This is a genomic window from Pseudomonas alkylphenolica (assembly GCF_000746525.1).
Lineage (GTDB): Bacteria > Pseudomonadota > Gammaproteobacteria > Pseudomonadales > Pseudomonadaceae > Aquipseudomonas > Aquipseudomonas alkylphenolica.
Genome location: NZ_CP009048.1, coordinates 5,715,118 through 5,730,073 on the forward strand (window position 1 = coordinate 5,715,118; position 14,956 = coordinate 5,730,073).

Below are 14,956 nucleotides of genomic sequence, written 5' to 3' on the forward strand. Positions count from 1 at the left end.
CCGTGAGCACACTATGGAACCTGGAAACGCCCAGCTGTCGATGACCGTCCTGATGACCCCGGACATGGCCAACTTTTCTGGCAACGTTCATGGCGGCACACTGCTGAAATACCTCGATGAAGTCGCCTATGCCTGCGCCAGCCGCTATGCCGGGCGTTACGTGGTGACCCTGTCGGTAGACCAGGTGGTCTTTCGCGAGCCGGTACATGTCGGCGAGCTGGTGACCTTTCTTGCCTCGGTCAACTACACCGGCAACACCTCGATGGAAGTCGGCATCAAGGTGGTCACCGAAAACATTCGCGAGCGTTCGGTACGCCACAGCAACAGCTGTTTTTTCACCATGGTCGCCGTCGATGACGACCGCAAGCCTGTAGCGGTACCGCCGCGCCAGCCGGAAAGCAGCGAAGAAAAGCGCCGCTTCCTGCAAGGCAAGCAGCGCCGGCAGATTCGCCAGGAGCTGGAAAAACGCTACCAGGAGCTCAAGGGCGACACGCTTTAACAGCTCAGGCGCCGAGCCTCGAAGCGCACCCGTGGATGCACGATGCGGTCCTGGGCCCGCACCAGCTCGAGTTCGTAGCTGGCGCAGGCCTGGGTTTCGAGCAGTACTTCATGGACGGCGGCGGCGGTGAATTCGAACGCTGCCAGGCAGCTATCGCCCAGCAGCAGGCGCGCCAGGAACAGCCCTGACGTCAGGTCGCCCACGCCCACGGGTTGACGCGGGAAGGCCAGCAGCGGCCGGCGTAGGTGCCAGCTGCCTTCGGCAGTGACCAACAGCATCTCGAAATCATCCGCCCCGCGGCCTGGATAAGCCAGGTGCTTGACCAGTACCGCTTTCGGCCCACGTTCCAGCAGGCTGCGAGCCATGGTCACACAATCTTCCAGGGACTCCGGCCGGCGATCACAGAAACTGTCCAGTTCCAGCTGATTCGGGCATAACACATCAGCGGCGGCCAACGCTTCTTCAAGCAGAAAGCGGCTGACTTCGGCCGGTACGATGCAGCCCTTTTCCGGATGCCCCATGACCGGGTCACACAGGTACAAGGCCTTGGGGTTGGCCGCCTTGATCCGCGCTACGCCACTGAGGATCGCGCGTCCCTGCTCGGCGCTGCCCATATAGCCGGACAACACCGCATCGCAATTACCCAACTCGCCGATCGCGGCAATGCCCTCGACCAGTGCGGGAATTTGAGCAGGCGCAAGCACTTCTCCCGTCCACTGGCCATACTGAGTGTGATTGGAGAACTGCACGGTATTGAGTGCCCAGACATTCACACCGACCCGCTGCATCGGGAACACTGCCGCGCCATTACCGGCATGGCCGAAAACTACATGGGACTGGATGGCGAGCAGATGCGGCGTACGTTTCATGCAAGACTTCCGAAGCAGTGAATTGAAAGACAAGACGCGCAGTATGGCGTCAAATGCCACCTGTACGACAGAGCGGGGAGGCAGTTAAGCTGAGCGTACTTCGTTGGAGTAAATGTAAATGCTGACCCTGGGTAATCTCTCCGTGCTGATGCTGCTGGCTACAGCTGGCGCCTGGCTGTGGCACAACCACGGATTGCGTGAAAAGGCCCTGGAACGGGTCAAGCAGCACTGTGCAAAACTCGATCTGGAACTGCTCGATGGCAACGTGGCGCTCAAGCGCATCGGTTTTGTCCGCGACGCCCAGGGTCGCAAGCGCCTGGCCCGTGTGTATAACTTCGAGTTCACCGTCACCGGTGAGCAGCGCCACCCGGGCACTGTCACCCAGTTTGGCGCCCATAGCATGCAGATCGAACTGGCGCCCTACCCGTTCGAAATCAAACCGGCACAGCATGCTGACAACGTCATCGAAATGAATCAGTGGCGCCAGGACCATAACCGCTGGCGTAACTAGAGCCGGCAAGCCTGCATGGCTTGCTGCAGCAGCTTTTGATCCTGTGCGCTGGTGAAAATCAGCTCGATGCGCGAGTCACGACGCCATTCGCTGGGTTGCCAGTGCAGATCGCCCTGCCCGCCTACCGCGTTGATCGACTGCCAACCTTGCGGGCTGTGGATAACCAGTTTGGCCCGGCGCCAGTCGAAGTCACGCAGCAACTGTTCGAGACGCGAACGTTCGAACCTCTGCTGCGGATGCCAGCGCCAGCCGATACTCCAGCCCTCGGCAGCGTCCTGAATGCTGCAGATTGGCTCCTGTGGATTTATCCACAGGGCCGCCGTAGGCCCGGTTGTATTGGGCAAAACCAGCTTATCCACAGACGCGGTTTCACCCGGTGCAAACACCTGGGTGGGCAACTCCGATAACGGCAATCGCCCCTGTTCGGTCCAGTACAGCGGCTGACGGGGCAGCTGTGAAGTTATCCACAAGCGCTTTTCATCATCAAGCCCTTGGGATTTATTCAGCACCAGCAGGCCTGCGTCGGCCAACGCGTCCTGCTGCGCCTCAGGTAAAGCACTGCCCGCTGCAAGTTGCTCGGCATCCAGCACCATGACCGCTGGTTGTACAGCCAATACCCCACGCCATGGCGGCTGCCGAAGTTGCTCCAGCAATTGCAGTGGATGCCCCAACCCCGAAGGTTCGATAAACAACCGGTGCGGTTTAGCTTTGCGCAGTAAACGCCCCAGTCCGACCTGAAAAGGCGCACCGTTGACGCAACACAGACAGCCACCCGCCACCTCGCCCATGGCGATACCCTGATCATCGGTACTCAGCAACGCCGCATCCAGGCCGATCTGACCGAACTCGTTGATCAGAATGGCCCAGCGCTCGTTTACCGGTCGCTGGGCCATTAGCTGACGGATAAGGCTGGTTTTGCCGGCCCCCAAAGGTCCGGCAATAACGTGGGTAGGGATGTTCTGCAGCATATGACGTTAGCGGTCCTGGATTTTCATCACTATGCCTTGAAATCAGTCCATTGCGTCAAGCCGCCTCTTCGTCATGCCAAGGGCCGAAAGGATCTGCCAGTTGGCACCAGCTTTCGGCGCCTTCAGCCATTTCCGCGTCGCTCAGCAGGCAAGCGTCCAGATCGGTCTTCAGCTGGGTGAAGTCAATGTTCTGACCGATGAACACCAGTTCCTGACGGCAATCACCGCATTCGGCCGTCCAGTTGTTGAGGATTGCTGCCGTACTCTGTTCATCTTGCGGCCAGTGCTGACGCGGCACAAAGCGCCACCAGCGTCCGGCAAAACCGTAACGCATCATGCCCCCGGCCTGCGACCAGCTGCCGGCCTCCTGATGCTTGCTGGCCAGCCAGAAGAACCCTTTCGAGCGCAGCAAGCGGCCATTACTCCACGCGTTGTGGATAAAGTCGAAGAAGCGCTGTGGATGCAGCGGACGACGGGCTTGCCAGGTGCTGGCGGCGATACCGTACTCCTCGGTTTCCGGCACATGCTCTCCGCGCAGTTCCTGCAGCCATCCCGGGGCCTCGGCGGCACGCTCGAAATCGAACAGGCCGGTATTGAGGATCGACGTCAAAGGCACCTGGCCCATGAGCATCGGTACGATCCGCGCATGGGCATTGAGGCTGCGCAGGATGGCGCAGAGTTCTTTGCGCTCATGGCTGCTGATCAGGTCGATCTTGCTGAGCAGGATCACATCGGCAAACTCCACTTGTTCGATCAGCAGGTCGCTGATCGAACGCTGGTCGTCCTCGCCCAGGGTTTCGCCATGACTGGCCAGGCTTTCTGCCGCCTGGTAATCACGCAGGAAGTTCAACCCGTCGACAACCGTGACCATGGTGTCCAGCCGCGCCTGATCGGCCAGGCTGCGGCCTTGCTCATCACGGAAGGTAAATGTCTCGGCAACCGGTAACGGTTCGGAGATGCCGGTGGACTCGATCAGCAGGTAGTCAAAGCGGCCCTCGCGCGCCAGCCGGCCAACCTCTTCAAGCAAGTCCTCACGCAGGGTGCAGCAGATGCAGCCGTTGCTCATCTCCACCAGTTTTTCTTCAGCGCGGTTGAGGCTGACATTGCGTTGCACCTCGCTGGCATCGATGTTGATTTCACTCATGTCGTTGACGATCACTGCCACCCGCAGGTTCTCGCGGTTGCGCAGGACATGGTTGAGCAGGGTGCTTTTGCCGGCACCCAGAAAGCCGGAAAGCACGGTGACGGGAAGGCGGTTGGGCATGATCAGATCCTCATCGGGGCAGGCGCATTCGAACGATGCATTGCACAATGTTATATTATAACAATACAATCTCGCCAAGCTGCTTTGCCTGAACTCGACCGAAGGCCCCTCGAAGGACGCCAAAAATGAAACTGTTGTGCCTGTCTGCCACTGCCCTATTGCTGCTGTGCCTGCCTGTTGCAGCCGTGGCTGTTCCACTGAGCAAAGGCTTGGCGCTGTGCACCCGTAGCGCCACCTTGCTGGCGTGTGGTGATGCGCAAGGCAATTACTACAGCGTGCGCAGCGAGGGCAGCACGACTTATCTGCGTGGTTATGAAGTGCAGGGACGGCGGCTATGGACACAAACCAACAGCCGTTACGGGCAGCTGACGTTCTACACCGGCCTGGCCAGTGACGGTGAAACCTGGGTGGGTTACAGCCGCAAAGTCGGCTGGACCACTTTCAATCGGGTGTCCAGCTCCAGCGGTCAGCGCTTCAACCTGCACTGCAATCGCCTGAGCGGCTGCCAGTAATCACTCTCGCCAAACAGAATACGAGCTGCCCATGACTGCCCTGACGCTTCCTGATATTGCCGCGCAAGCCATTCACACCTCCTTGCCCCTGGACTGGGTTGGCATGTGCAACATTGCTTTGCCGGTGTTGTTTGATGGCAGCACCTTGCGAGCAAGTGCCGACGCGGGCGTCAGCCTGGACGATGGCAGCTCACGCGGTATCCACATGTCACGCTTGTATCTGGCACTGGAGGTGTTCGAACAGCAGCCTTTAACACCTCTGCTCATTCACCAGGTGCTGGATACTTTTCTGGAAAGCCACGCAGGAATATCCGCAGGCGCTTACTTGAATTTGCACTTCGAACTCATGCTCAAACGTCCGGCATTGATCAGCCCGTTGGCGGGGTGGAAAGCCTATCCAGTCAGCCTTTCTGCACAGCTAAAAGACGAAGTGTTCCACGTGGAACTAAAAGTGCAGCTGGATTACTCCTCCACCTGCCCTTGCTCTGCTGCCCTGGCCAGGCAATTGATTCAACAGCAATTCCTCACCGATTTCGGCAACCGTAGCCTCAGCCATGAGGCTGTACTTGACTGGTTGGGCAGCGCCCAGGGTGTGGTGGCAACGCCTCACAGCCAACGCAGTGTGGCGCAATTGCAGATACGCTTGAAGCAAGGGGTCAGCGAGCTGCCGATCAAGGCACTGATCGATCAGGCGGAGACGGCACTCGGCACCGCCGTGCAAACTGCGGTGAAGCGCGCAGACGAACAAGCCTTTGCCTTGGCCAACGGTCAGAACCTGATGTTCTGTGAAGACGCCGCTCGCCGTCTGCACCTGGCCCTGCAACACCTGACCTGGCTGAGCGGCTTCAGCCTGCGCGTGGAACATGCAGAGAGTCTGCATGCCCACGATGCGGTTGCTCACAGCCAGTGGCACTGGTAACGCGGTTCAAGGTGTTTTAGGTTCGCGGCTTGACGCTACCGCAGTCGTCGCCCAGCCAAACGGCACGCGTGTTCATGCTGCCTTGTTGCTGGACACCCGAAGCATTGAAGGTGCCGTTCACCGTGGTGGTGAACTCTTTATCACTCTGGAATGTTGCTACCCCATTACCCTGCGCTTTCGGGCAGCTGAAAGTGAACTTCCAGACATTGCCCGTGCGCTCGGTAATCTTCTGGGCACAACCGGACTTCGGGTCTTGCAGCGGGATATCGTTGGTCTTGACCTGCTCAGGCGTCAGGCACGAGCGCACGCCCTGACCGGCGACACTGATCCCCTGCTTGGCCAGGCCGCCTTCAATCATCGCCCGCTGCTCGGGCGGCAGGTTCTTCAACTGGCCGAGCATGAAGCCCATGTCCGGCAGCGCCTTGCCATCGACCTGCATGTTGCTGGTGGTCAGCTCCCACAACCCCGGTTGCAACATCTGCGCATGCACCAACGGGCTCGATACACCCAGGACCAATGCCAGCATTGGCAGACGACTTTTCATGTAATGACTCCTCGAAACTCCAGCCCCAAGCTGGAACACAGCTTAGACGTCAATTTGCCCTTTCGGTTGCAAGTAGCGTGTGGAACATGCTCTGTTAGAGGCAGTGCCTTTGGACAGCAGGATGCATATGGATTACCACAGCCCCTACTTCTTCGGTTACCTGATCGGTGCCCTGCACTTGCTTGGTGCCATCGCCGCCATGCATGCGGTGCTCACCGTGCGCACTGCCCAGGGTGCAATTGCCTGGGCCTTGTCGCTGCTGTTTATCCCCTACTTCACCTTGATCCCTTACCTGGTATTTGGCAGTCGTACCTTCGACGCCTACATCCAGGCGCGACGCCAGGCCAACCGCGAAATGCATGTGGCCATGGCCGACCTCAACTGGCGACCATGGGTCGATGAAGCGCTGGCAGCACGCAACTCCGAATCCTATGGCGCACTTCGGGCCATGCCCAGGTTGGGGCGGATGCCGTATCTGGCGAACAACCAGGTGCGCCTGCTGATCGACGGCAAGGCAACTTTCGACGCGATCTTCGCCGCCATCGAGCAAGCACGTGACACGGTGCTGGTGCAGTTCTTCATCATCCATGACGACAAGCTGGGGCGCGCCTTGCAAGCCCTGCTGCTGAAGAAAGCCGCCGAAGGGGTAAACATCTATGTGCTGTACGACCGGGTCGGCAGCCACGCCCTGCCCGCCAGCTACAGTCAAAAACTGCGCGACGGTGGTGTGAACATCCGCGCCTTCGCCACGCGCCGTGGTTGGTTCAACCGCTTTCAGGTCAACTTCCGCAACCACCGCAAGATCGTCGTGGTCGATGGCGTGCAGGGTTTTCTCGGCGGGCACAACGTCGGCGACGAGTACCTGGGCGAAAAGCCCAGGCTCTCACCCTGGCGCGATACCCATGTGCAAGTCAGCGGCCCGGTGCTGGCCTGCCTGCAGGAATCTTTTGCCGAGGACTGGTTCTGGGCCGCACGCAAACTGCCGCCGCTGATCCTGCCGGACACCTACCCCGAAGATGGCGTGCTCTGTCAGGTACTGGCCAGTGGTCCGGCCGACCCTCAGGAAACCTGCTCGCTGTTCTTCGTCGAAGCCATCCATTCGGCAAGGGAGCGGCTGTGGATTACCAGCCCCTACTTCATTCCTGATGAGGCGGTGGCCGCCGCACTACGCCTGGCCGTATTTCGCGGAGTGGATGTACGTATCCTTTTGCCGTCGCGTGCGGACCATCGCATCGTCTATGCGGCATCCAGCCTCTATGCCTTCGAAGCGGTGCGCGCCGGGGTAAGGATGTTCCGCTATGGTCCGGGTTTCCTGCACCAGAAGGTGGTGCTGATCGACAACGAGATCAGCGCCATCGGCAGCGCCAACCTCGACAACCGTTCGTTCCGCCTGAACTTCGAAGTGATGCTGCTGACGGTCGACCGCGACTTCGCCGATCAGGTCGAAGCCATGCTCATCCATGACTTCGACCAGGCCAGGGAGATCAGTGCCGAGGACAGCCAGGACACCCACCGCCTACAACTATTGGGCATGCGTATCGCCCGGCTGATTTCACCGATTCTCTAATCACCTCAGCGATAGAGGTCCTCGCGGGTCAGCGGCAGGTCATGATGGCCGTCGGCATAAGGTTTGACCGCGAGGATCTGGTGCAGGTTGATCCAGCCCTTGGCGAAGGCGTAGGAACAGCCAGCCAGGTACAGGCGCCAGATCCGCAGGGCCCTTTCCGGCACCAGCGTCGAGGCTGCTTGTAACTGGCTTTCCAGGCGGTCGCTCCAGTGCTTGAGCGTGCGCGCGTAGTGCAGGCGCAGGCTCTCGACATCGACAATCTCAAGACCGGCATGGCTGATGCTGGCAGCGATCATCGACAAGTGCGGCAGCTCGCCGTGAGGGAACACATAGCGTCCGATGAAACTCCCGGCACCCCGCCCTACCGGACGCCCGTCCACATGCTTGGCGGTGATGCCGTGGTTCATCACCAGACCACCTTCGCGCACGGCACCGAACAGACGCTCAGAGTACAGCGCCAGGTTGGCATGGCCGACATGCTCGAACATGCCGACACTGACCACCTTGTCGAAGCGGCCATCCTGAGGAATGTCGCGGTAGTCGAGAATCTGCAGCTTCACCTGGTTTTGCAGACCTTCGTCCTTGACCCGTTGGCGGCCGAGCTTGAGCTGCTCTTTGCTCAGGGTGATACCTAACACCTTGGCGCCAAACTCCCGGGCGGCAAAACGCGACAACCCACCCCAACCACAGCCGACATCGAGCAGGTAGTCCCCCTTCTGCAAGCGCAGCTTGCGGCACAGGTGCTCGAACTTGTTCTGCTGGGCCTGCTCAAGGGTGTCCTGCTCGGTTTTGAAGTAGGCGCAGGAATAGGCCATGTCGCGGTCCAGCCACAGCTGGTAGAAATCGTTGGACAGGTCGTAGTGATAGGAAATCGCCGCCGCGTCAGTTTCCTTGTCATGCTCGCTGCGTACTGGCTGGTCATCGACTTCATGCTTGAGCAAGGCTTCGCTGAGCTCATCGCAAACCCGGATCACCTCACCGATGGTGCCCTCCAGTTCCAGCTTGCCTTCGACGAAGGCCGCACCCAGTTCTTCCAGGCTCGGATGGGTAAATTGGCTGATCAGCTGCGGATCCTTTACCACGATAGTGACCTGGGGCTTAGGACCCAGATCGAACTCATGGCCATCCCACAGCTTCAGGCGCAGGGGTAATCGCAGGCTTTGCAGAACGGGCGGAAGTTGCGCAAGCATGAAATGAGCCTCCCTTTTTCATCGGACGTCACCGCCAAAGGGTAGTTCATCTGTCGGAAGTTTCAGCCTATCGCGACCATAGTCTGAAGCTGTCGCCCCCATTCCAGACCCTTTTTGGGAAATCGAAGCGCACGATTGATTGTATACAATCACTTGCCTGGCAGACTAATCTTGGCGCCATTGTCGATTCTTCATCCTGGAGTACAACAATGAAAACCTATGATGTGGTGATCATCGGCGGCGGCCCGGGCGGCTACAACGCCGCAATCCGCGCCGGTCAGCTGGGCATGAGCGTGGCCTGTGTGGAAGGCCGCTCGACCCTGGGCGGTACCTGCCTGAATGTCGGTTGCATGCCGTCCAAGGCACTGCTGCATGCCTCGGAGCTGTATGAAGCGGCGGTGGGCAGCGAGTTCGCCAACCTGGGTATCGAGGTCAAACCGACCTTGAACCTCGCCCAGATGATGAAGCAGAAAGACGAAAGCGTGACCGGCCTGACCAAGGGCATCGAGTTCCTGTTCCGCAAGAACAAGGTCGACTGGATCAAGGGCTGGGGCCAGATCGCAGGCACAGGCCGGGTCAATGTCAGTGCCGAGGACGGCAGCATCACTGAGCTGCAGGCCAAGGACATCATCATCGCCACCGGCTCCGAGCCAACCCCACTACCGGGTGTGACCATCGACAACCAACGCATCATCGACTCAACTGGCGCCCTGTCGCTGCCCAGCGTGCCCAAGCACCTGGTGGTGATCGGTGCTGGCGTGATCGGCCTGGAGCTGGGTTCGGTATGGCGGCGCCTGGGGAGTCAGGTCACCGTGATCGAATACCTTGACCGCATCTGTCCGGGCACCGACGAAGAGACCGCCAAAACCCTGCAACGCGCGCTGGCCAAGCAAGGCATCAGTTTCAAGCTGGGCAGCAAGGTCACTCAGGCCACCGCCTCGGCGGAGGGTGTCAGCCTGAGCCTGGAGCCTGCCGCAGGTGGTGCCAGTGAAAACCTGCAAGCGGACTATGTACTGGTCGCTATCGGTCGTCGTCCATATACCAAGGGCCTGGGCCTGGAAAACGTTGGCCTGGAAACCGACAAGCGCGGCATGCTTGCCAATGAGCACCACCGCTCAGCGGTGCCGGGAATCTGGGTTATCGGTGACGTCACCTCCGGCCCGATGCTCGCGCACAAGGCCGAAGACGAAGCGGTGGCCTGCATCGAGCGGATCGCCGGCAAGGCCCATGAGGTCAACTACAACCTCATCCCCGGGGTGATCTACACCCGTCCGGAACTGGCCAGCGTCGGCAAGACCGAAGAGCAGCTCAAGGCCGAAGGACGTGCCTACAAGGTCGGCAAGTTTCCCTTCACCGCCAACAGCCGGGCGAAGATCAACCACGAGACCGAAGGCTTCGCCAAGGTCCTGGCCGACGCCAACACCGACGAGGTGCTCGGTGTGCACCTGGTTGGCCCGAGCGTCAGCGAGATGATCGGCGAGTTCTGCGTGGCCATGGAGTTCTCGGCTTCGGCCGAAGACATCGCCCTCACCTGCCACCCGCACCCGACCCGTTCCGAAGCCTTGCGCCAGGCGGCGATGAACGTCGAAGGCATGGCCATGCAGATCTGACTTCAGTCAGCCTGCACCCCTGCCCTGCTCACCTGTGGCGCTGGTCGCCGCAGGTGCAGCAGCAGGTGCGCGAACAAGCCGAAGATCAGCCCCCAGAAAGCCGCCGACAAACCGAGGAATGACATCCCCGAAGCCGTCACCAGGAAGGTGATCAACGCCGCCTCGCGGTCACTCGGCACACTCATCGCCCCGGCCAGCGCTCCACCAATCGCACCAAACAAGGCCAGCCCGGCCAGCGCCGCGATCAAGGCCGCGGGAAACGCAGTGAACAGTGACACCAGCGTCGCCCCGAACACCCCCAGCAGCAAATACAGCACGCCACCACAGACACCCGCCCAATAGCGTTTGCGCGGATCGTCATGTGCTTCGCGGCCAGTGCAGATGGCCGCCGTAATTGCTGCCAGGTTCAGGCCATGGCAACCGAACGGCGCCAGCATCAGACTGGTCAGCGCGTTACTGGCAATGATCGGGCTGGCCGGGGTTTGATAGCCATCGTTACGCAACACGGCGATACCCGGCACGAACTGCCCGGTCAACGCCACCATCACCAGCGGCAGACTGATGCTCAGCAAGGCATTCCAGCTGAATGCCGGCGTGGTCCACACCGGCGTGGCCAGGCCCACCACCAGCGCCGAGCTGTTCATTTCGCCGCTGAACACGGCAATGCTTACCCCGCATACCAGCACCGCCAACACCGCATAGCGCGGGGCGATGCGCTTGAACACCAGGTAACTGACGAACATCGCCAGCACCAGCAGCGGTTGCGATTTCAATGAAGTGAACAAGCCGGTACCGAAACTGAACAGGATACCCGCCAGCATCGCCGCGGAGATGGCTGGCGGCAGCTTGCCGACAATGCGGTCAAAGGCGCCCGACAGGCCGACGAGCAGGATCACCAGGTTGGCGACAATGTAGGCACCGACCGCCTCGGCAAAAGCGATGTCCGGCAACAGCGCCACCAGCAGGGCCGAGCCCGGTGCCGACCAGGCAATCACCAACGGCACCTTGAAGCGCAGGCTGAGCACCACGCCGAGCACACCGCTGCCGATGGAAATGGCCCAGACCCACGAAGACAGTTCAGCCGCCGACAGCTGTGCGCTGTGGGCGGCCTGGAAGATGATCACCAAGGGGCCTGCGTAGGAAATCAGGGTGGCGATGAAGCCGGCAACCAAGGCAGAGAGGGAGAAGTCCTGGAGTATTGTTTTCATTGGATTGTCCAGTGAGTGGCTTCTGAAAAGCAGCGCGGGGCAAGCCCGCTCCCACAGTCTTATTACCTGTGGGAGCGGGCTTGCCCCGCGATGGATTCAACCCGGTCCTCAGACGTCTTGCAACGCCCGCGGCCGCTTGCTGCGTGCTTCACTCGCAGGCTTGGGTGCATTGAGCAACTGGAAGTCGAAGTCCATTTCGGCAAAACGCCCTTCTACACCACGGGCATCGGCGGCGGCCGCATCCTCGACAAAGCGCAGCTCGCCGATCAGGCCGTCACGGGTGGCATAGGCAAAGTCGTCCCACAGGTACTGATCACCGGCCAGGTTGATCTGGGTAGTCAGGTGACGATAACCCGGTGCGGAAATGAAGAAGTGGATATGCGCCGGACGATTGCCATGGCGACCCAGCTGGTCGAGCAGCTCCTGGGTCGGTCCGTCCGCAGGGCAGCCATAACCCGACGGCACGATGCTGCGCGCGCGGTAGCGGCCTTCGGCATCGGTGACGATGCGTCGGCGCAGGTTGTAGTCCGACTGGGTGCTGTCGAAGTACGAATAGGTACCCTGAGTGTTGGCATGCCACAGGTCCACCACGGCGCCAGCCACCGGCTGGCCCTGCTCGTCCAGGACACGACCCTGGAGGAACATCACCGTGCCCGGATCCAGGCCGTCGTCCATGCGTACTTCGCCTTCGGCCATCGGTGCGCCGGCTACATACAGCGGCCCTTCGATGGTACGCGGAGTACCGCCGCTGATGCCGGCTTCGGCATCCTGGGCATCCAGTTGCAGGTCCAGATAGTGTTCGACGCCCAGCCCGGCCACCAGCAGGCCGGCTTCCTGGCGCGAACCCAGGCGGTTGAGGTAGTCCACCGCCTTCCAGAATTCATCGGGGGTGACTTGCAGGTCTTCGATGATGCGGGCCACGTCGTTGACGATCCGGTTGGTCACCAGCTTCATGCGCGGGCTACCCAGGTCGTTGTTCAGGCCACTGACTTCTTCGAAGAATTTCTGGACATCGGCAGTGTGAGCAATCTTCACGGTCATGATATGTACCTCGAATTGTTGTTATCGGCGTTACGCGTTCAACGGTCGTCGCTGTGGATCGACGACGGGTGGCGGCACAGGCCATCGATTTCGATGTCCATGTAGGGGAACAGCGGCAGCTGCATCAGGGTGTCGTGCAGCGCCTCGACGCTGGGCAGGTCGAACACGCTGTAGTTGGCGTAGTGCCCGGCAATGCGCCACAGGTGACGCCAGCTGCCTTCGCGTTGCAGCCGCTGGGCCAGTTCCTTTTCGTCGGCCTTGAGCGTTGCGGCTTTGGCCGGGTCCATGTCCAGGGGCAGGTTCACGGTCATTTTCACGTGGAACAACATGGCATCTCTCCTTACTTGCGGCTGAAGAACGCCAGGCGCTCTTCGTCCAGGGTCAGGCCCAGGCCCGGGGTGCGTGGTACATGCAGGGCGAAGTCGCGATACACCGGCGCTTCGTTGACGATCTCTTCGGTCAGCAGCAGCGGGCCGAACAGTTCGGTGTGCCAGGTCAGTTTGTTCAGGGTGACAAAGGCATGGGCAGCGGCCAGGGTGCCGATCGAACCTTCGAGCATGGTCCCGCCGTACAGAGCGATGCCGGCGGCCTCTGCGATCTGCGCGGTACGCAACACGGCACGCGGTCCACCGTTCTTGGCGATCTTCAAAGCGAAGATGCTGGCGGCGCCGTCGGCTGCCAGGCTGAAGGCGTCCTCGACGCTTTCGATCGATTCATCGGCCATGATCGGTGCCGGGCTGCGCTGGTTCAGGCGTACCTGGCCGGCGCGGTTGATGCGCGAGATCGGCTGCTCGACCAGGTCGATACCGTTGTCGCCCAGCACCTGGCAGGCGCGAATCGCCTGGGACTCGTCCCAGTACTGATTGACGTCGACCCGCACGCTGGCGCGGTCGCCCAGTGCGCGTTTGATCGCGATCACATGGTTGAGGTCGTGGCTGACTTCGTTGGAACCGATCTTCAGCTTGAAGATACGGTGACGACGCAGGTCGAGCATCTGCTCGGCCTCGGCGATGTCGCGCGCGGTGTCGCCACTGGCCAGGGTCCAGGCCACTTCCAGGCTGTCGCGTACTCGCCCGCCAAGCAGTTCGCTGACGGCCAGGCCCTGGCGCTTGCTCTGGGCATCGAGCAAGGCGCTTTCGATCCCGGAGCGGGCGAAGGTGTTGCCCTTGATGACCTTGTCCAGACGCTGCATTGCCGCATTGATGTTGCTGGCATCCTGGCCGATCAACAGCGGAGCAAAGTAGCTGTCGATGTTCTGCTTGATGCTTTCCGGGCTTTCGTTGCCGTAGGCCAGACCACCGATAGTGGTGGACTCACCGAGGCCTTCGATGCCATCCGAGCACTGCAGGCGGATGATCACCAGGGTCTGCTTTTGCATGGTGTGCATCGCCAGCTTGTGCGGGCGAATGGTGGGCAGGTCGACGATCAGCGTCGAGATGCGTTCAATCAAAGGATGACTCATCGAGATCTCCAGGGGCGCTCAGCCGAGGTCGCCGCCGCCAACCGGCAACACCGTGCCGGTGATGTAGGAAGCCTCGTCGGAGGCCAGAAAGAGAATCGCGCCAACCTGCTCATCGAGGTTGCCGTAGCGTTTCATCAGGCTGCTGTCGAGGGTCTGGTCAACGATCTGCTGGTACCAGACCTTCTCGTCGCTGCTCTGCTCGGCGCTGTTGCGCGGCACCCGACGTGGCGGTGCTTCGGTGCCACCGGGTGCCGTGGCATTGACCCGCACGCCGCGGCCGGCGGTTTCGAAGGCCAGGCAGGCGGTCAGTGCATTCACCCCTCCTTTGGCGGCGCCATAGGGCACGCGGTTGACGCTGCGCGTGGCGATCGAGGAAACGTTGACGATGGCGCCGCTGCCTTGCTCAAGCATGTAGGGCAGCGCCGCATGGCAGCACCACAGGGTGGGGAACAACGAGCGACGCACTTCCGCTTCGATCTGTGCTGCTTCGTAGTGCTCGAAAGGTTTGGCCCAGATGGTGCCGCCAACGTTGTTGACCAGCACGTCGAGGCGGCCAAAGCGCTCCACCGCTGCCGCCATCACCCGGTTGCAATCGCCGTACTGCTCCAGGTCTGCGGTCAGGGTCAGTACGCCTTCGCCTTGCAGCTCGTGGACCAGTTCCGAGCGATCCACCGCCACCAGGGTCGCGCCTTCTTCGAGCAAACGCTCGCACAGCCGGCGGCCGATGCCCTGCGCCGCGCCGGTAACCAGCGCGACCTTGTTGTCGAATCTGTTGTTCATGACAACCTCGAA

General features: G+C 60.9%; 16 protein-coding genes. 6 read left to right on the plus strand and 10 right to left on the minus strand.

Annotated features, from left to right (window positions below; genetic code table 11):
• The first annotated feature begins 13 nt into the window (after positions 1-13).
• A complete protein-coding gene (locus PSAKL28_RS26155) occupies positions 14-499 on the plus strand; it encodes an acyl-CoA thioesterase (RefSeq protein WP_038616034.1) in 486 nt (161 codons plus the stop codon).
• On the opposite strand, the gene pdxY is transcribed toward PSAKL28_RS26155, so the two are convergent.
• Positions 496-1,368 (minus strand): pyridoxal kinase PdxY, encoded by an 873-nt coding sequence (pdxY, locus tag PSAKL28_RS26160; protein ID WP_038616036.1) that lies wholly within the window; start codon positions 1,366-1,368, stop codon positions 496-498. The genes PSAKL28_RS26155 and pdxY overlap by 4 nt on opposite strands.
• A 118-nt stretch (positions 1,369-1,486) precedes the next feature.
• On the opposite strand from pdxY, the gene PSAKL28_RS26165 reads away from it, so the two are divergent.
• Positions 1,487-1,879, plus strand: coding sequence for a DUF3301 domain-containing protein (locus PSAKL28_RS26165; protein ID WP_038616037.1), 393 nt, complete (start codon positions 1,487-1,489; stop codon positions 1,877-1,879).
• On the opposite strand, the gene PSAKL28_RS26170 is transcribed toward PSAKL28_RS26165, so the two are convergent.
• Entirely contained in the window at positions 1,876-2,847 is a 972-nt protein-coding gene (locus PSAKL28_RS26170) for a CobW family GTP-binding protein (RefSeq protein WP_038616039.1), read from the minus strand. The two genes, PSAKL28_RS26165 and PSAKL28_RS26170, sit on opposite strands and share 4 nt — an antisense overlap.
• A gap of 55 nt (positions 2,848-2,902) precedes the next feature.
• Positions 2,903-4,111 (minus strand): zinc metallochaperone GTPase ZigA, encoded by a 1,209-nt coding sequence (zigA, locus tag PSAKL28_RS26175; protein ID WP_038616040.1) that lies wholly within the window; start codon positions 4,109-4,111, stop codon positions 2,903-2,905.
• 125 nt (positions 4,112-4,236) lie between these two features.
• On the opposite strand from zigA, the gene PSAKL28_RS26180 reads away from it, so the two are divergent.
• Entirely contained in the window at positions 4,237-4,623 is a 387-nt protein-coding gene (locus PSAKL28_RS26180; protein ID WP_038616041.1) for a hypothetical protein, read from the plus strand.
• Positions 4,624-4,654: 31 nt separating this feature from the next.
• The gene (folE2, locus tag PSAKL28_RS26185; RefSeq protein WP_038616042.1) at positions 4,655-5,542 is read left to right on the plus strand and encodes a GTP cyclohydrolase FolE2; all 888 of its coding nucleotides are present in this window, start codon (positions 4,655-4,657) and stop codon (positions 5,540-5,542) included.
• Positions 5,543-5,558: 16 nt separating this feature from the next.
• Here folE2 and PSAKL28_RS26190 read toward each other — a convergent pair whose 3' ends face one another.
• Complete coding sequence (locus tag PSAKL28_RS26190) at positions 5,559-6,086, minus strand: DUF3617 domain-containing protein (RefSeq protein WP_038616044.1); 528 nt, start codon at positions 6,084-6,086, stop codon at positions 5,559-5,561.
• A 127-nt stretch (positions 6,087-6,213) separates the two neighbouring features.
• Here PSAKL28_RS26190 and cls point away from each other — a divergent pair, with 127 nt between their 5' ends.
• Positions 6,214-7,653: a cardiolipin synthase gene (cls, locus tag PSAKL28_RS26195; RefSeq protein WP_038616047.1), complete on the plus strand. Its 1,440-nt coding sequence runs from the start codon at positions 6,214-6,216 to the stop codon at positions 7,651-7,653.
• Positions 7,654-7,658: 5 nt separating this feature from the next.
• Here the strand turns inward: cls and cfaB are convergent, their stop codons facing one another.
• Positions 7,659-8,843: a C17 cyclopropane fatty acid synthase CfaB gene (gene cfaB / locus PSAKL28_RS26200; protein ID WP_038616049.1), complete on the minus strand. Its 1,185-nt coding sequence runs from the start codon at positions 8,841-8,843 to the stop codon at positions 7,659-7,661.
• Positions 8,844-9,052: 209 nt separating this feature from the next.
• Between cfaB and lpdA the strand changes: the two genes are divergently transcribed.
• The gene (gene lpdA, locus PSAKL28_RS26205) at positions 9,053-10,453 is read left to right on the plus strand and encodes a dihydrolipoyl dehydrogenase (protein WP_038616051.1); all 1,401 of its coding nucleotides are present in this window, start codon (positions 9,053-9,055) and stop codon (positions 10,451-10,453) included.
• 2 nt (positions 10,454-10,455) lie between these two features.
• On the opposite strand, the gene PSAKL28_RS26210 is transcribed toward lpdA, so the two are convergent.
• The 5 genes from PSAKL28_RS26210 to PSAKL28_RS26230 all read right to left on the minus strand — a co-directional run bounded on the left by PSAKL28_RS26210 (position 10,456) and on the right by PSAKL28_RS26230 (position 14,944).
• On the minus strand, positions 10,456-11,661 hold the full coding sequence (locus PSAKL28_RS26210) for a benzoate/H(+) symporter BenE family transporter (RefSeq protein WP_038616053.1): 1,206 nt from the start codon (positions 11,659-11,661) through the stop codon (positions 10,456-10,458).
• 108 nt (positions 11,662-11,769) lie between these two features.
• Positions 11,770-12,702 (minus strand): catechol 1,2-dioxygenase, encoded by a 933-nt coding sequence (catA, locus tag PSAKL28_RS26215; protein WP_038616056.1) that lies wholly within the window; start codon positions 12,700-12,702, stop codon positions 11,770-11,772.
• Positions 12,703-12,740: 38 nt separating this feature from the next.
• Positions 12,741-13,031, minus strand: a complete 291-nt coding sequence (gene catC, locus PSAKL28_RS26220; RefSeq protein WP_038616059.1) for a muconolactone Delta-isomerase — start codon at positions 13,029-13,031, stop codon at positions 12,741-12,743.
• 11 nt (positions 13,032-13,042) lie between these two features.
• On the minus strand, positions 13,043-14,164 hold the full coding sequence (locus PSAKL28_RS26225; RefSeq protein WP_038616061.1) for a muconate cycloisomerase family protein: 1,122 nt from the start codon (positions 14,162-14,164) through the stop codon (positions 13,043-13,045).
• Positions 14,165-14,182: 18 nt separating this feature from the next.
• Positions 14,183-14,944 carry a 1,6-dihydroxycyclohexa-2,4-diene-1-carboxylate dehydrogenase gene (locus PSAKL28_RS26230; RefSeq protein ID WP_038616063.1) on the minus strand — a complete coding sequence of 254 codons (762 nt, stop codon included), beginning with the start codon at positions 14,942-14,944 and terminating at the stop codon, positions 14,183-14,185.
• Between the last annotated feature and the right edge of the window lie 12 nt (positions 14,945-14,956).